The sequence below is a fragment of the Stenotrophomonas maltophilia group sp. RNC7 genome (genome assembly GCF_030910085.1).
Taxonomy (GTDB): Bacteria; Pseudomonadota; Gammaproteobacteria; order Xanthomonadales; family Xanthomonadaceae; genus Stenotrophomonas; species Stenotrophomonas sepilia.
In genome coordinates, this window is record NZ_JAVFVN010000528.1 from 14,273 (window position 1) to 29,810 (window position 15,538).

20 protein-coding genes are annotated in these 15,538 nt (G+C 67.8%); 6 read left to right on the forward strand and 14 right to left on the reverse strand.

Annotated elements, in window-relative coordinates; all coding sequences use genetic code 11:
• Positions 1 to 6: 6 nt before the first annotated feature.
• From raiA to RCF13_RS10280, 7 genes are all read right to left on the reverse strand, one after another.
• Complete coding sequence (raiA, locus tag RCF13_RS10250; RefSeq protein ID WP_005415556.1) at positions 7 to 324, reverse strand: ribosome-associated translation inhibitor RaiA; 318 nt, start codon at positions 322 to 324, stop codon at positions 7 to 9.
• 58 nt (positions 325 to 382) lie between these two features.
• The gene (locus RCF13_RS10255) at positions 383 to 1,804 is read right to left on the reverse strand and encodes an RNA polymerase factor sigma-54 (RefSeq protein WP_134968819.1); all 1,422 of its coding nucleotides are present in this window, start codon (positions 1,802 to 1,804) and stop codon (positions 383 to 385) included.
• A gap of 40 nt (positions 1,805 to 1,844) precedes the next feature.
• Positions 1,845 to 2,564 carry an LPS export ABC transporter ATP-binding protein gene (gene lptB, locus RCF13_RS10260; RefSeq protein WP_005415558.1) on the reverse strand — a complete coding sequence of 240 codons (720 nt, stop codon included), beginning with the start codon at positions 2,562 to 2,564 and terminating at the stop codon, positions 1,845 to 1,847.
• On the reverse strand, positions 2,564 to 3,130 hold the full coding sequence (gene lptA / locus RCF13_RS10265) for a lipopolysaccharide transport periplasmic protein LptA (RefSeq protein WP_134968818.1): 567 nt from the start codon (positions 3,128 to 3,130) through the stop codon (positions 2,564 to 2,566). The genes lptB and lptA overlap by 1 nt, the downstream gene beginning before the upstream one ends.
• A 101-nt stretch (positions 3,131 to 3,231) precedes the next feature.
• Positions 3,232 to 3,807, reverse strand: coding sequence for an LPS export ABC transporter periplasmic protein LptC (gene lptC, locus RCF13_RS10270; protein WP_005415560.1), 576 nt, complete (start codon positions 3,805 to 3,807; stop codon positions 3,232 to 3,234).
• Complete coding sequence (locus tag RCF13_RS10275) at positions 3,804 to 4,352, reverse strand: HAD hydrolase family protein (protein ID WP_049415164.1); 549 nt, start codon at positions 4,350 to 4,352, stop codon at positions 3,804 to 3,806. The genes lptC and RCF13_RS10275 overlap by 4 nt, the downstream gene beginning before the upstream one ends.
• Positions 4,353 to 4,418: 66 nt before the next feature.
• Positions 4,419 to 5,420 carry a KpsF/GutQ family sugar-phosphate isomerase gene (locus RCF13_RS10280; RefSeq protein ID WP_061479792.1) on the reverse strand — a complete coding sequence of 334 codons (1,002 nt, stop codon included), beginning with the start codon at positions 5,418 to 5,420 and terminating at the stop codon, positions 4,419 to 4,421.
• 54 nt (positions 5,421 to 5,474) lie between these two features.
• On the opposite strand from RCF13_RS10280, the gene RCF13_RS10285 reads away from it, so the two are divergent.
• Genes RCF13_RS10285 through RCF13_RS10295 form a run of 3 tightly spaced genes read left to right on the forward strand, consistent with a single transcriptional unit; the run spans position 5,475 to position 7,312 of the window.
• Positions 5,475 to 5,705 carry a BolA family protein gene (locus tag RCF13_RS10285; protein ID WP_005408396.1) on the forward strand — a complete coding sequence of 77 codons (231 nt, stop codon included), beginning with the start codon at positions 5,475 to 5,477 and terminating at the stop codon, positions 5,703 to 5,705.
• A gap of 21 nt (positions 5,706 to 5,726) precedes the next feature.
• Positions 5,727 to 6,998, forward strand: a complete 1,272-nt coding sequence (gene murA, locus RCF13_RS10290; RefSeq protein WP_134968817.1) for a UDP-N-acetylglucosamine 1-carboxyvinyltransferase — start codon at positions 5,727 to 5,729, stop codon at positions 6,996 to 6,998.
• Positions 6,995 to 7,312: a hypothetical protein gene (locus RCF13_RS10295; protein WP_032957609.1), complete on the forward strand. Its 318-nt coding sequence runs from the start codon at positions 6,995 to 6,997 to the stop codon at positions 7,310 to 7,312. The genes murA and RCF13_RS10295 overlap by 4 nt, the downstream gene beginning before the upstream one ends.
• 114 nt (positions 7,313 to 7,426) lie before the next feature.
• On the opposite strand, the gene RCF13_RS10300 is transcribed toward RCF13_RS10295, so the two are convergent.
• The 7 genes from RCF13_RS10300 to purM all read right to left on the reverse strand — a co-directional run bounded on the left by RCF13_RS10300 (position 7,427) and on the right by purM (position 12,347).
• A complete protein-coding gene (locus RCF13_RS10300; RefSeq protein WP_005415565.1) occupies positions 7,427 to 8,110 on the reverse strand; it encodes a DUF3108 domain-containing protein in 684 nt (227 codons plus the stop codon).
• Positions 8,111 to 8,112: 2 nt separating this feature from the next.
• Entirely contained in the window at positions 8,113 to 8,934 is an 822-nt protein-coding gene (locus RCF13_RS10305) for a DUF3108 domain-containing protein (protein WP_231352592.1), read from the reverse strand.
• A gap of 68 nt (positions 8,935 to 9,002) precedes the next feature.
• Positions 9,003 to 9,662 carry a phosphoribosylglycinamide formyltransferase gene (purN, locus tag RCF13_RS10310; protein WP_061480739.1) on the reverse strand — a complete coding sequence of 220 codons (660 nt, stop codon included), beginning with the start codon at positions 9,660 to 9,662 and terminating at the stop codon, positions 9,003 to 9,005.
• Entirely contained in the window at positions 9,659 to 10,321 is a 663-nt protein-coding gene (locus RCF13_RS10315) for a DUF2238 domain-containing protein (RefSeq protein ID WP_134968816.1), read from the reverse strand. The genes purN and RCF13_RS10315 overlap by 4 nt, the downstream gene beginning before the upstream one ends.
• 38 nt (positions 10,322 to 10,359) lie before the next feature.
• A complete protein-coding gene (locus RCF13_RS10320) occupies positions 10,360 to 10,782 on the reverse strand; it encodes a hypothetical protein (protein WP_061480737.1) in 423 nt (140 codons plus the stop codon).
• Positions 10,779 to 11,267, reverse strand: coding sequence for a hypothetical protein (locus tag RCF13_RS10325; RefSeq protein WP_061480736.1), 489 nt, complete (start codon positions 11,265 to 11,267; stop codon positions 10,779 to 10,781). The genes RCF13_RS10320 and RCF13_RS10325 overlap by 4 nt, the downstream gene beginning before the upstream one ends.
• Positions 11,268 to 11,288: 21 nt before the next feature.
• Positions 11,289 to 12,347 (reverse strand): phosphoribosylformylglycinamidine cyclo-ligase, encoded by a 1,059-nt coding sequence (gene purM, locus RCF13_RS10330; RefSeq protein ID WP_061480735.1) that lies wholly within the window; start codon positions 12,345 to 12,347, stop codon positions 11,289 to 11,291.
• A 99-nt stretch (positions 12,348 to 12,446) separates the two neighbouring features.
• On the opposite strand from purM, the gene RCF13_RS10335 reads away from it, so the two are divergent.
• The 3 genes from RCF13_RS10335 to hda are packed head-to-tail and all read left to right on the forward strand — an operon-like array spanning position 12,447 to position 15,459.
• Positions 12,447 to 13,586, forward strand: coding sequence for a DUF2066 domain-containing protein (locus tag RCF13_RS10335; RefSeq protein WP_061480734.1), 1,140 nt, complete (start codon positions 12,447 to 12,449; stop codon positions 13,584 to 13,586).
• Positions 13,583 to 14,752: an AI-2E family transporter gene (locus RCF13_RS10340; RefSeq protein ID WP_005415573.1), complete on the forward strand. Its 1,170-nt coding sequence runs from the start codon at positions 13,583 to 13,585 to the stop codon at positions 14,750 to 14,752. Before RCF13_RS10335 ends, RCF13_RS10340 begins: the two co-directional genes overlap by 4 nt.
• Entirely contained in the window at positions 14,752 to 15,459 is a 708-nt protein-coding gene (gene hda / locus RCF13_RS10345; protein ID WP_053500213.1) for a DnaA regulatory inactivator Hda, read from the forward strand. Before RCF13_RS10340 ends, hda begins: the two co-directional genes overlap by 1 nt.
• Positions 15,460 to 15,538: the final 79 nt, after the last annotated feature.

The following is a 15,538-nucleotide window of genomic DNA, read 5'->3' on the forward strand; positions in this document are numbered from 1 at the left end:
TGGCGATCAGCCACCATTGTCGCCCACCGGCAGCGGTGCGTGCTGCTGTTTTTTCTCCTTGTGCTTGATGACCAGGCGGTCAAGCTTGTCCGCAAGCAGGTCGATCGCGGCATACATGGTCTGGCCGCCGGCCTCGGCGTGCAGGGTCTGCCCCGGGATGTTGAGGCTGGCGTCGACGTGGTGTTCGGTCTTCTGCAGCTTGAGGGTCACCCGCGCTTCGCAGTGCTGGTCGAAGTGTTTTCCGATCCGGGCCAGCTTCTCCTCCACATAGGACTGCAGGGCCGGGGTGACTTCGACGTCTTTGCCAAACGTTTCGATGCGCATCGGGTTTCTCCTGTGTTCGGATGTGCCAATGAACCTCTCCGCCGGGCGCGGCGGTGCGTCAAGCGATTCTGACCCTTTCGTGCGAGGCGGAGATGTTCATGGCTTCACGATACTTCGCCACGGTGCGTCGCGCTACTGGAATTCCCGACGATTTGAGCAGGTCAGCCAGCTTGGCGTCAGAAAGCGGCTTGCGCGGATTTTCGTCGTCGATCAGGCGCCGGATCATCGCCTGGATGGCGGTGCTGGACGCCTCGCCACCGCCTTCGGTATCGATGCCCGAGGCGAAGAAGGCACGCAGCGGCAGCGTGCCGCGCGGCGTGCGCACATGCTTGCGGGCGATCGCGCGCGACACCGTCGACTCGTGCAGGCCCAGCTCGGCGGCGATCTCGCGCAGGGTCAGCGGACGCAGCGCCTGTTCGCCGAACTCGAGGAAACCGGCCTGCTGCAGGATCAGGCTGCGCACCACCCGCAGCAGGGTTTCGCCGCGCTGCTGCAGGCCCTTCAGCAGCCAGCGCGCCTCCTGCAGCTGGCCACGCAGGTAGCCGGCGTCGGCCTCGCCACAGCGGCGGATCAGCTGTTCGTAGCCACGGTGGATCACCACCTTCGGCCCGGCATGGGCGGCCAGCGCCGCGCGCCAGATGCCGTTCTGCCGCCACACCACCACGTCGGGCACCACGTAGGTATCCTGCGAAAGCGGCGCGATCTGGGTCCCTGGACGCGGGTCCAGCGAGCGCAGCAGGGCGACCGCCGTCTCGACCTCATCCAGCGGCTGTTTCAGTTCATGGGCCAGACCGGCGACGCCACTGCGTGGCAGCCGTTCCAGCGGGCCTGCGGCAATCTGCCGCGCCAGCGCCAGGCCCGCGGTGTCGCCAGGCAACACATCCAGCTGCAGCTGCAGGCATTCGCCGAGCGTGCGTGCGGCAACGCCGACCGGGTCGAAGCGCTGGATGCGATGCAGCACCGCAAGGATTTCATCCTCATCGGCATGGACCGACGGCAGCAGGGTTTCGGCGATGGTGGCCAGCGGTTCGCGCAGGTAACCGTCGTCGTCCAACGCATCGATCAGCGCAGCGCCGATGCTGCGGTCATGCATGGAAAGATGCGACAGGTGCAGCTGCCACAGCAGGTGGTCGGCCAGCGTCTCGGTTTCGGCCACGCGCTCGGCGGCGCTGCCGGTGTCATCATCATCGTCGAAGCTGCCGCCACTGCCGGCAGCGCTCCAGTCGAGCTCGGCCGGTGCCCAGTCGTCGCCATTGTCGGTGCGTTCGGCCGGCGTGTCGGCGTCCGTGTTGTCGCCGCCTTCATTGGCGGCACTGCTGTCGTTGCTGTCGGCCCAGTCCAGCAGCGGATTGCTTTCCACGGCCTGGGCGATTTCAAGCTCCAGCTCGGTCGTGGACATCTGCAGCAGCTTGATCGCCTGCTGCAGCTGGGGGGTGAGCACCAGCTGCTGTCCCAACGATGTCTGCAGCCGAGTCTTCATGCCTGTGCCGAATGGAAGGAAAGGGACCCAGCACCTGCGGTCACAGCTTGAAGGAATCCCCAAGGTAGACGCGACGTACGTCAGCGTTGTCCAGGATCGCCTCCGGCGAGCCCTGGGCCAGCACGGTGCCCTCGGCGAGGATATACGCGCGGTCGCAGATTCCCAAGGTCTCGCGCACGTTGTGGTCGGTGATCAGCACGCCGATGCCACGCTGCTTGAGATGGGTGACGATGCGCTGGATTTCGCCCACCGAGATCGGGTCGACACCGGCAAACGGTTCGTCGAGCAGGATCAGGCGCGGCTGCGCGGCCAGTGCGCGGGCGATCTCGCAGCGACGACGTTCGCCACCGGACAGGCTGGCACCGAGCTGGTCGGCGACATGGCCCAGCTGCAGCTCGTCGAGCAGGCTGTTCAATTCGCGCTCGCGGCCGGCCGAATCCAGGTCTTCGCGTAGTTCAAGCACCAGGCGGAGGTTGTCGGCCACGGTCAGCTTGCGGAACACCGACGGCTCCTGCGGCAGGTAGCCCACGCCCTGCTTGGCACGGGTGTACATCGGGTCGCTGGTGATGTCCTTGCCGTCGAGCACGATGCTGCCTGCATCGGCGGCGACCAGGCCGACGATCATGTAGAAGCAGGTGGTCTTGCCGGCACCGTTGGGGCCGAGCAGGCCGACCACTTCACCGGCGTCGAGGGTCAGCCCGAAGTCCTTGACGACTTCGCGCTGCTTGTAGCGCTTGCGCAGGCCCTTGGCGACGAGCATTACTTCTTGCTCCCCGCCGGCCTGGCCGGCGCGCTGGCAGGAGCCGCCGCCTTGGGTGCGGCGGCCGGCTGTGCCGCCGCGTTCTTGTTCTTCGGCGGAATGACAGTGCGCACGCGGCTGCCATCGCCACCGGAGTTCATCTCCCCGGTGCGGGTGTTGTAGACCATGCGCTGGCCGGCATTGGTGCCGCGCGCGCTGGTGACCTTGTAGCTGCCGGTCAGGGTGATGATCTCGGTCTTGATGTCGTAGTCGATGCGATCAGCCACCGCGTCCATCCAGGTGCCGTCGTCGAGCTGCTGCTTCATCGTGGCCTGCTTGCCGGTGAATACCGCACGCACGGCCTCGCCGTCCTTGAGGTAGATCTCCGCTTCGGACGCGCGGATGTCCAGCGTGCCCTGGGTAACGGTCACGCCCTGCGAGAGCACGGTCTTGCCATCGCCGGTGAGCACGCCCGACTGGGCGCCCGAGTCGATGTTCATGTTCTCGTTGCGATCAGTGGACTTGGCAAAGCCAGCGCTGGGAACCAGGAGACCGAGCGCGAGTACGGCTGCAAAGGGGATCTTCATCGGGGTCCGTTCTACCGGTGGGGCCGTCCGGGAAACCGGCGGCGGGTGGGTGGGCCGCCTTCCTTGCGCCGGTCCGGGGACGTCGCAGGAGGGTGGCGGAATCAGCGTCGGGGCGTGTAACGGCCCTTGGACTGGCTGAGGAAATGATACGTGTTGTTCTTCGAATCCACCTCGAAGCCGACGCCGGACTGTTCCATGCCGGGACGGGTCATGGTGACCCGCGCATCGGTGCGGGCACGGTTTTCCTTCGGGAACACATCCAGGTGGTCGGTGCGGAACGTGGTCGGCACCACGCCCGGATCGGCCGGACTGTCGCCAGCGACATTGCCGCGCAGCTTCATCTCGTCGCCCTTGGCACTGAGCCAGCCGGTCTCGGCGCGCAGGGTCCAGTGCTTGCCATCCTTGTCCGGCATCTCGAACAGTGGGGTGGCGATGTTGATGGTCTGGTCGCCGCGCTGCCGTTCCAGCCGCGGTGCGCGCAGGGTGGTCGATTCCTTGCCCTGCTCATCCAGTGCGACGATCTGGAAGTCGTGCAGGATGTAGTCCACGCCGGCGTCCTGGCCGGCAGTGGCCGGGCCCTTGTCACGGTTGCGCAGGGCGGCCCAGCTGCTGAGCAGGGCCGCCAGCAGCAGGCCGATGCCGAGCACGGTGCGCCAGTTCAGGGTGGGCAGGTTCATGCGCCGAACCTCGCCAGCACCGCGTCCACATGGCCCTGGGCGGCCAGCAGGATGTCGCACAGTTCACGGGCGGCGCCACGTCCGCCATCGGCGCGGGTCTGCCAGTGCACGCGCTCGGCGATCCACGGGTGGGCGTTGGCTGGCGCCACCGCCAGCCCGACCGCGCCCAGCGGCGCCAGGTCCGGCAGGTCGTCGCCCATGAAGGCCACCTGCTCCAGGCCGATGCCATGCTGCGCACACAGCGCCTGCACGCTGGCCAGCTTGTCACCCACGGCGATCTGGGTGTCGATGCCGAGGTCGGCGCCGCGCTTGAGCGCGGACTGGCTGTTGCGCGCGGTGATCAGCACGGGGTGGATGCCGTGCTGCTGCAGCAGTTTCAGGCCCAGACCGTCCTGCACGAAGTACGCCTTGCTCTCGTTGCCGTCCTTGTCGTAGTACAGCCGACCGTCGGTGAGGGTACCGTCCACGTCGAAGCAGGCCAGGCGGACGCGGGCCGCAGCGGCATGCAGGTGGGCGGGGAACGCGGGCAGCGGGGACCAGGGCATCAGGCGATCAGGCTCGGTGGGGGCGTGTGGGGCATTACAGACTGAATGGGGTCTACGGACTGTCGGTTAAACCACCCGGGCCCGCAACAGGTCATGAATGTTCAGGGCGCCGACCGCACGGCCCTGGCCATCGACCACGATCAGGCCGTTGATTTTCTGGGTCTCCATCTGCCGCGCGGCCTCTACGGCCAGCTGGTCGGCACCGATGGTGCGCGGGTTGCGGGTCATCACATCGGCGATCTTCGCGGTGCGCACGTCCAGTGCGCTGTCCAGCGCCCGGCGCAGGTCGCCGTCGGTGAACAGGCCGATCAGCACGCCATCGGCGTCGACCACGGCGGTCATGCCGAGCCGCTTGCGGCTCATTTCCACCAGTGCCTCGCTGAGGCTGGCATCGGCGCTCACGCTGGGCAGGTCCTCGCCGGTGTGCATGACATCGGTGATGTGCAGCAGCAGGCGACGGCCGAGGCTGCCGGCCGGGTGCGAGCGGGCGAAGTCGTCGGCGGTGAAGCCGCGTGCGTCAAGCAGGGCTACGGCCAGCGCATCGCCCATCGCCAGCGAGGCGGTGGTGCTGGAGGTCGGCGCCAGCGCCAGCGGGCAGGCCTCGGCCGGCACGCTTACATCCAGGTGGATGTCGGCGGCGGTGGCCAGGCTCGACTGCGGGCGGCCGGTCATGGAAATCAGCACGTTGCCCTGGCGCTTGAGCACCGGCAGCAGCATCAGCACCTCATCGGACTCGCCCGAATAGGACAGGGCCAGCACCACGTCGGCTTCGGTGATCATGCCCAGGTCGCCGTGGCCGGCTTCGCCGGGATGCACGTAGAACGCCGGTGTGCCGGTGGAGGCCAGGGTGGCGGCGATCTTGCGGGCAATGTGGCCGGACTTGCCCATGCCGGTGGCGACCACCCGGCCGCGGCTGGCCAGGATCGCCTCGCAGGCCTGCTGGAAGGCCTCGCCAAGGCGGTCGGCGACGGCATCCAGCGCCTGCCGCTCGATCTCGAACACGCGGCGGCCACTGGCCACCAGGCCGGCAGGGTCGACGGAACGGGGGGGCAACAGGGATTCGGCCATGCGGACGCCACGCAGCGGAAGTAGAATGGAGGCACATTTTATTAGGAAAGCCCGTTGGACGCCGACACCATCCGCAATCTGATCGAAACCGGCCTGCCTGGCGCCCGCGCCGATGTGCAGGGCGATGATGGCGTGCATTTCGAAGCGACCGTGGTCTGCGAGGCCTTCGCCGGCAAGATGCCGCTGGCCCGCCACCGCATGGTCTATGCCACGCTGGGCGACCTGATGGGCGGCGCGATCCACGCGCTGGCACTGAAAACCGTGACCCCGGCCGAAGCCGGCTGAACCGCAGAAGATCCCGAATACATGGCCAAGATCGTTGTGACCGGCGGCGCTGCGCTGCACGGTGAAGTGAGCATCTCCGGCGCCAAGAACGCCGTCCTCCCCATCCTCTGCGCGACCCTGCTGGCCGATGAGCCGGTGGAGATCACCAATGTGCCGCACCTGCACGACGTGGTCACTACGGTGAAGCTGCTGGGCGAGCTGGGTGCCAAGGTCACCATCGACCAGGGCACGCTGTCGCGTGGCAGTGCGATCGTGGTCGACCCGCGTTCGGTCAACCAGCACGTTGCGCCGTACGAGCTGGTCAAGACCATGCGCGCCTCGATCCTGGTGCTGGGCCCGCTGCTGGCCCGCTTCGGTGCGGCGGAAGTGTCGCTGCCCGGCGGCTGCGCGATCGGTTCGCGTCCGGTCGACCAGCACATCAAGGGCCTGCAGGCGCTGGGTGCCGAGATCGTGGTCGAGAACGGCTTCATCAAGGCCAGCGCCAAGCGTCTGAAGGGCGGCCATTTCACCTTCGACATGGTCAGCGTCACCGGGACCGAGAATGTGCTGATGGGCGCGGTGCTGGCCGAAGGAACCACCGTCCTCGACAACTGCGCGATGGAACCGGAAGTGACCGATCTGGCGCACTGCCTGATCGCCCTTGGCGCGAAGATCGAAGGCCTGGGCACCGCCCGCTTGGTCATCGAAGGCGTCGAGCGCCTGTCCGGTGGCCGTCACGAAGTGCTGCCCGACCGCATCGAGACCGGCACCTTCCTGGTCGCTGCGGCGATGACCGGCGGCAAGGTCACGGTGAACCGTGCGCGCCCGAACACCATGGATGCCGTGCTGTCCAAGCTGGTCGAGGCCGGCGCGAAGATCGAGACCACCGACGACACCATCACCCTGGACATGCAGGGCAAGCGGCCGAAGGCGGTCAACCTGACCACCGCGCCGTACCCCGCATTCCCGACCGACATGCAGGCGCAATTCATGGCGCTCAACTGCGTGGCCGACGGCGTCGGCGTGATCAACGAGACGATCTTCGAGAACCGTTTCATGCACGTCAACGAACTGCTGCGCCTGGGCGCGGACATCCAGGTCGAAGGCCACACCGCCATCGTGCGTGGCAGCGAGACCCTGAGCGGTGCGCCGGTAATGGCCACCGATCTGCGTGCCTCGGCCTCGCTGATCCTGGCCGGCCTGATGGCCAGCGGCGAGACCACCATCGACCGCATCTACCACCTTGATCGTGGCTACGAGAACATTGAAGAGAAGCTGTCTTCGCTCGGCGCCACCATCCGGCGCGTGCCATGATCCTGCGCGGCAAGTTCAGCCCGCGCCGCAAGGCGCTGCTGGCCCTGGTGCTGATCGTGCTGGCGTGGTTGGGATATGCCTGGTACGCCAACATCGCCATCACCCAGGGCATCGAGCAGAAGGACATGGACTGGAACGGCGACGGCACGGTCTCGCGTGACGAGATCATCGAATCGTTCTACGCGGTCGCGGTGAACGACAGCCAGGACGGCAACCGCCATTGCCGCACCTTCGTCTGGCGCAGCACCGGCGAGCAGATCCGCGTGGACTGCCGCACCGAGTTCAAGCCGGCCGCGGCCGAGGAAAAGAAGTAAGAACAACGCCCGCGAAAGCGGGCGTTTTTCCCGGGGCGTCCATCCACGCATGGCGTGGATCTACTTCAGGTTTCCAGTAGATCCACGCCATGCGTGGATGACGTGGATCTCCGGTCAGTTCATCGCCTTGATGGTCAGGTCCAGCGCATCGCGGCCGCTCTCACGCTGCAGCATGCGCGCCGGCACCGGGAATTCCGGCACGATCCAGGCGATCAGCTCCTTGTTGCCGTCGGCACGCGAGACCTTGGTGGCCTCGTAGCTCTTGCCGCCCACGGTGATCGATTCCTTGCCGATCACGCGGTAGGTCATGTTCTTGATGCGGCCTTCGTCGACCATGCGATAGGTCAGCGGCTTGCCGGCGGCCAGGTCGCGGGCGATCGCCAGGTTGATCAGCAGCGCGTCCATGTCGCCCGTCTTCAACGCGATGGGGCCCGCACGGTCCGGCTTGATGTCGCCGGTCCAGGTGGCCTGGTTGCTGGTCCAGTTGTAGTTGGCCTGCACATTGCGCTTCTTCACCAGCAGTGCCGAACGGTCCTGGCTGCTGAGCGGGCGCAGCTGGCCGCGCACCTCTTCGAACACGGTGCTCTGGCTCAGGTCGGCCAGCTGGTTCTTCACCTGCAGCGTGTAGCGCCACTTGTTGGCTCCCTCGCTGCTCAGCGTCATGCTGCCATTGGCCTGCATGCCCATGTAGCTGGCCAGGTAATCGGCCTTGAATGGCTGCAGGGCCATGGCCGGCAGGCTGGCCACCGACAGTGCCGCTGCAGCGATCCAGGTGAGGGGGCGGGTCAGGGTGCTCATGCTCAGACTCCTTGGTATTCGATCAGGCGCAGATCGACGCGGTCTTCGCCGTCTTCGCGTTGCAGGATGCGCACCGGGGTGGGGACACCGTTGGCGATCCAGAGGATGGTTTCGTTGTTGCCGCCGTTGGTCCGGTAGACCCGCAGCGCGTTGTAGGACAGGTCGCCGACCTCGACATTCTCGGTCTGCGGCGCGGCCTGGTAGTCGTGCTGGCGGACCTTGCCCATGTCCACGTAGCGATAGTGCATGGTGGCGCCCGGGCGGGCATCACGCATGATCGCCAGATTGATCAGCAGCGCGCTCTGGTCGCCCGGCTGCAGCGCGATCGGTTGCGCACGTTCCTTCTTGACGTCGCCGCTCCACTGCGCGGTGCCGGCCTGCCAGTTGTACGTGCCGACCGCTTTCTTGCCCAGGAACAGGCCCTTGCGCACCGTGCTCTGGCTGAGCGGCGCATAGACGCCGCTGCGCTCTTCGAACACCGTGCTCTGCTCGATGTTCAGGCCCAGCACGCTGGCGAAGCCGCGGCGGCCGACCACCTGCATGTCCACCCGCCACTGGTTGCCGCCGGCGTGGGTGACCTGCATGCTGGCGTCGCCGGCCTCCTTGCCTTTGTAGAAGGCTTGGTAGGTCGCGGTGAACGGCTGCAGCGGCGGCGGCTCCCAGGCCAGCGCGGGGGGCATCGGCACGGCCGGTTCTGCGGGCGGCTGTACTACGGGCGCCGGCTGCGCAGGGGCCGCAGGCGCTTGCACCTGGCCCCAACCCACGCCGGGAAGCACGACAAGCGACAGCAGCAATGAAGTGGACAGCAGGGTCGTGGTCTTCATGGAGGACAGGAGCTGCAGGAGGGGGGCAGGATGCCAGCCCCGCAGTCAGCGGGGCGTGTGCGTGGGCGTTACCGGTTCAGGTTCCCGGCGGAATCTAGGGCCAGTGGGCTAAACAGGGGGTGACCGTCCAGGTGCGGCTGCCCCTCCCGTTCAGTCAGGCGGCCGGCGCACAGCAGCTGGAGGGTGGCGATCAGCAGGGGGTGCTCCACCTCCAGCACGCGCGCGGCCAGGCTGTCGGCGTCATCGCCGGGCATCACCGGCACCCGCGCCTGGGCCAGCACGGCGCCGGCATCCAGTTCGGGCACCACCAGGTGCACGCTGGCCCCGTGCTCGGCATCGCCAGCGTCCAAAGCCCGCGCATGCGTATCCAACCCCTTGTGCAGTGGCAGCAGGGAGGGGTGGATGTTGACCAGGCGGCCATTGAAGCGCTGCACGAAGGCGGCGCCGAGAATGCGCATGTAGCCGGCGCAGACGATCCAGTCCGGCGCGACCGCGGCCAGTGCATCGCCCAGGGCCTGCTCGTAGGCGGCGCGGTCGTCGAATTCCTTCGGCGCATGTGCCCAGCGCAGGCGTGCACCGACCCGTTGCAGCGCGGCGGCGGCTGGGCGGTCGGAGAACACGCCGACCACCTCGGCGGGCAGGCGGCCGTCGGCAATTGCATCAAGGATGGCCTGCAGGTTGCTGCCGCGGCCGGAGGCGAGCACGGCAATGCGGGTGGGCGTGGTCATTGCCGGGCACTCCGTCGGATCAACGGCCAGGTCAGCAGGCTGCCCACGGTCGCCAGCAGCATGTCGGCATGCGCGTCCCACATGTCGCCCTGCTGCCCGTTGTAGGCCTCGGCGGCGTCGGGCGAAAGGGCCAGCGCGATGGCCCACTCGAACCACTCGTAGACCAGGCTGGCGCACATCACTGCCATCACCGCCAGGGTGAAAGCCTGGCCGCGGCGCAGCGCCGGCCAGGCATGGCGTGCCAGCTGCAGCAGCGCAGGCGTGAAGCAGACGCCGAACAGGAAGTGGATAAGCCGGTCGAAATGATTACGCTGCCAGCCAAACGCCGCATTCGGCGACCAGCCGGTCAGCGCCTGCGCCCAGGCGTCGTAGGGCACGTTCGAGTACAGCCAGCGCGCAGCCACGCAGTGCAGTGCAATGAAGCCACAGATCGCGATGAAGGCGCCATTGCCCAGCCAGCCACCCCGGCGGTCGACCCATAGCAGTGCGGCCAGCCCGATCACGGTCAGGGTGCTGTGCAGGGCCTGCTCGATGGGCCACAGCGGGTGGAGCCAGCTGATCGCGAATACCGCCAGCACGGCGGCGAAGGCCAGCCTCTTGGGGCCCGTGAAACGGGAAGCGGCAGGCGAGGCGGTCGTCGGGAGGGCAGGCGCGGACATGGGGAGTCGATCAGGGAAGGGGGCGTCTGCCGGCAAGCTCAGACGCTGAGATGGTCGCCGCGGTCGAAGAGTGCGGCCATGTCAGGCTTGGACAGGAACACCCAGGCATAGGCGGTCAGGGCCATGCCCAGCGGGCCAGCCAGTACCGCCAGCCAGGCCGCGCGCTGGCACCAGGCCAGCCCGGTGCGGCGCGACAGCAGGCGTGCGGTGTGCAGCTGCACGACGCCAAGCGCGGCAGCCAGCAGCGAAATGACCCCGTACACCGTGGCCAGTACCGCGCCATCGGCCAGCCCGCGTGAGCTGGCGACCAGGCCGATGAAACCGAGAAACGCCAGCGCGGCCATCCAGTGGAAAACCGCCAGCGCGTAGAACAGCACCTTCAGCGTCTGCAGATGGCTGGCCAGCTGCAGCTGCGCCAGGGTCTGCTGCGGCAGCGGCGGTGGTGCGACGGGTGTCGTCATGTCGTTGCACCACTTGCATCGAAGGCGGCCTTGACCTGCGGGCGCAGCAGCGTAACCAGGGTGAATACTCCCAGAACGGTGCCCAGCGGCGCGCACAGGCAGAGCAGGCCGGCCACGATCAGGCACAGTAGGTGGCGACGACGCTGGGCCAGGCAGCGTCCGGCCTGGATGACGAATGCGGCCATGCCCAGGCCACCGGCGACGAACACGGTCCCCAGCACCGTGAACACCCAGCCGAACAGGCGCTGTTCGGCCGGCGACGAGGGCTGGCCCCCGGAGTTCATCGGCAGATGGCCGCTCAGCGCACTGATGCCGAGCACGATGTACAGAATGAAAAACAGCGAGAGCAGCGCGATCAGGCCACCGAACACGTAGTGCGCGATGGACAGCGCGCGCAGGTGGTCAGCGTCCTGCCTGCTGAAGACCGGCACGGCCGCCAACGGCGGCGGTACCGGGGTGGGTGCCAAGGGGGGCGTTGCGTCCATGCGGGCTCCTCGGGGTCGGGTTCAGCCGATGCGGACGCGTTCGGCGCCTTCGGCGGTGACCACCTGGCCGATGGTCCAGTGCTCCAGGCCCTGCGCCTTGACCGCCTCGGACACCGCAGCCACCTGGTCCGGCGCGACGATCAGCACGAAGCCGATGCCGCAGTTGAAGGTGCGCCACATCTCGCTGTCGGCCACCGCGCCTTCCTTCTGCAGCCACTGGAATACCGGCGGCAGGGTCCAGGACGAGGCCTGGATGTCCAGGCCGAGGCCGTCGGGCACCACGCGGATGATGTTCTCGGTCAGGCCGCCACCGGTGATGTGGGCCATGCCGTGGATGGCGTCGCCGTGCGACTTCAGCAGCGACAGGATCGGCTTCACGTACAGGCGGGTCGGTGCCATCAGCGCATCAACCAGCTTCACGCCACCTTCCAGTTCCAGGTCGGCCGGGCGGCCGGCGCGGTCGTAGATGCGGCGCACCAGCGAGTAGCCATTGGAATGCGGGCCGGACGAGGCGATGCCGATCAGCACATCGCCGGCGGCCACGCTGGCGCCGTCCTTCAGCTCGCTCTTCTCGACCGCAGCCACCGTGAAGCCGGCCAGGTCGTACTCGCCCGGGGCGTACATGTCGGGCATTTCAGCGGTTTCACCGCCGATCAGCGCGCAGCCGGCCTCGGTGCAGCCGTTGGCGATGCCGCCCACCACCGCTGCGGCGGTGTCGATGTCCAGCTTGCCGGTGGCGAAGTAGTCCAGGAAGAACAGCGGCTCGGCGCCCTGCACCAGCACGTCGTTCACGCACATCGCGACCAGGTCGATGCCGATCGTATCGTGGCGGTTCAGCTGGTGGGCCAGCTTCAGCTTGGTGCCCACGCCGTCGGTACCCGACACCAGCACCGGCTCGCGGTATTTGTTGGACAGGTCGAACAGGGCGCCGAAGCCGCCCAGGCCGCCCATCACTTCCGGGCGGAAGCTGCGCTTGACCAGGGGCTTGATCCGCTCGACCAGCGCGTTGCCGGCGTCGATGTCGACACCCGCGTCACGGTAGGTGAGGGGGGAGGGGGCGGAAGACGGGGTGTTGGTCACGGGCGTCGGCGCTGGCAGGGGTTGAACGAGCGATTTTAACAGGCCGCATTGGCGCAAAGGCCGTATTCGGGCAACAATTCCCCCGGATTCGTCGAGCCAATGGATGTCCTGATGCGCCGCAGCCTGATTCTGACCCTGCTCCTTGCACTGAGCCTGCCGGTGGCCACGATGGCCCAGAGCGGCCTGCGCACCGAGGGAGATGTTGCCACCGCCTCGGGTGCGTACGAGGCCGAAGTGCCCGTCAACAGCCAGGCCGAAGCCGATCGCAACGGCGCCCTGGCCCGTGCCCTGAGCGTGGTGCTGGGCAAACTGTCGGGCGACCGCAACGTGATGTCCCGCCCCGGCGTGGTGCAGGCGCTGCGCAACGCCAAGGACTACGTGGCCAGCTACGACTACAAGCAGGACCAGAGCGTGGGCGCCAGCGGCGCGCCGAGCTTCAGGACCCTGCTGGTGGCCCGCTTCCGCGAGGATGACGTCGACTCGCTGGTCTCGGCGCTGGGCCTGCCGCTGTGGCCGCAGCCGCGGCCGAAGCCGGTGGTGTGGTTGGCCGTCGACGACGGCAGTGGCCCGCGCCTGGTCAGCGTGCAGCAGGCCAACGCCGCCCGCCCGCTGCTGAACCGCGCCATCGAGCGGGGTTACAAGCTGGGCCTGCCCAGCGGCGGTGCCGCCGAACAGGCGCTGGCCGGTGCCATCTGGCGCCAGGACAGTGCCGCCGTGGCCCGCGCCTCGTCGCGCTACTCGCCGCCGATGCAGCTGATCGGCAAGCTCTACCGCGCCAACGGCGGCTGGCAGGCGGACTGGGTGTTCGTCGACAACGGCCGTGAGCTGAACAAGTGGACCAGCAAGGACGCCAACGCCATGCGCGCGATGGCCGCCGGTGCCGACGGCGCCGCCGACGCGCTGGTCAGGCGCTATGCCAAGGCGGGTGCCGCCGTCGGCCAGGCCGGGACCTACCGCGTGGTGGTCACCGGCATCAACAGTGCCGACGACTACCTGCGCCTTGCCGCCGGGCTGCGCGAGGTGCCGGTGGTACGCAATGTCACCCCGCTGCACGCCTCGGCCGGCCAGCTGGAGCTGAGCCTGGAGATGACCACCGGCCTGGCCGGCTTCAACCGCATGCTGGGCGACAACGGCGTGCTGGTGCCCAGCGCGACGCTGCCGGCCCTGCCGACCCCGATCGATGACACCACCGGTGCCCCGGTGGCCGCGCCGGTCAGCAACGAGTACCGCTTGCGATGACCCTGACCCCGGAAGCCGAAATCGCGCAGTTCCTGCGCCGCCTGAAGTACATCCTGTTCGCCGGCCTGGTCGGCTGGGTGGTGTGGCTGCTGGCACCGATCCTGACCCCGTTCGTGCTGGCGCTGGCGCTGGCGTGGCTGGGCGACCCGCTGGTGGACCGCATCGAGGCCACCGGCCGTTCGCGCATGACCGGCGTTGTGCTGGTGTTCGCGGCGATGGTGCTGGTGATCGTGGCGCTGCTGCTGGTGCTGGTGCCGATGATCGAGCGCCAGATCACCACCCTGATCGCGGTCGCGCCGCAGGCACAGGCATGGCTGATGGAGAAGGGGATCCCCTGGTTCGAGCAGAAGACCGGCCTGGAAGTGATGCAGTGGCTGGATCCGGACCGCCTGATCGAATGGGTGCGCAGCCACTGGCAGCAGGCCGGCGGCTTCGCCACCACATTCATGGGCTACGTCTCGCGTTCGGGCTTTGCGATGGTGACCTGGGTGGTCAACATCCTGCTGCTGCCGATCCTGGCGTTCTATTTCCTGCGCGACTGGGACAAGCTGGTCGAGCGGGTGGCGTCGGTCATTCCGCGTAACCAGATCGGCACCATCAGCGCGTTGGCGCGCGAGTCCAACGAGGTGCTGGGCGCGTTCATCCGCGGACAGTTCCTGGTGATGCTGGCATTGGGCGTGATCTATGCCGGCGGCCTGTCGCTGGTCGGCCTCAAGCTGGGCTTGCTGATCGGTCTGATTGCCGGCCTGATCAGCTTCATACCGTACCTGGGCGCGACCACTGGCGTGCTGATGGCGGTGATCGCGGCACTGGTGCAGGCGCAGGGCTTCGATCTGAAGCTGCTGATCCTGGTGGGCGTGGTGTTCACCGTGGGCCAGCTGCTGGAAAGCTACGTGCTGACCCCGCGTATCGTCGGCGACAAGATCGGCCTGCACCCGGTGGCAGTGATCTTTGCGGTGATGGCCGGCGGCCAGCTGTTCGGCTTCCTCGGCATGCTGCTGGCGCTGCCGGTGGCGGCGGTGACCAATGTTCTGCTGCGCTATGCGCATCAGCGCTACCGACAGAGCGAGCTGTACGTGGGCGAGAAGCCGGCGATCGTGCTTGATGGCGTAGTGGACGCCCCCCATATCATCGTTCCGAACGACAAGGGCCCCGACCTGAAGTGATGGGTGTGCCGCAACTGCCGCTGGCCCTGCATTACCCGCGGGACCAGCGCCTGGAGACCTTCATCGGCGCGCCGGATGGCGCGCTGGCGCAGCTGCGCGCGATCGCGGTTGGCGCCAGCCACGACTGGGTCTACCTGGAAGGTGCGGCGGGCACCGGCAAGACCCACCAGGCGCTGGCGATGTGCTCCAGCGCCGAGCAGGCCGGGCGCCTGCCGACGTACGTGCCACTGGCCAGCGCCGCCGGCCGCGTTCGTGCAGCGCTGGATGGGCTGGACGCACGCGAACTGGTGGCGCTGGACGGGCTGGACGAGGTTGCCGGCAATCGCGAGGACGAGATCGCGCTGTTTGATTTCCACAACCGCGCGCGCGCTGCAGGTGTAACCGTGCTGTACACGGCGCAGAAGGCGCCGGGCGAGCTGGGCCTGGTGCTGCCGGACCTGCGTTCGCGCCTGGGCCAGTGCGTGCGCGTGCTGCTGCAGCCGCTGGATGAGGAAGGTCGTGCTGCGGTGCTGCGCGAGCGTGCACTGCGACGCGGCCTGGCCATCGACGAAGCGGCCATCGAATGGCTGCTGTCGCACACCGGCCGTGAGCTGGGTGGATTGATCACCCTGCTGGACTGGCTGGACCGCGAATCGCTGGCGGCGAAGCGGCGGATCACCGTGCCGTTCCTGCGCCAGGTGCTGGAAGAAGGCCGGCCTCGTTACTGAGGGTGGGGTTTGTTGGCAGGGCTGCGCCCTGCACCCGCAGAAGCAACGTCAAAAGCTGGCTTCCTGAGGGGAGGCGGGG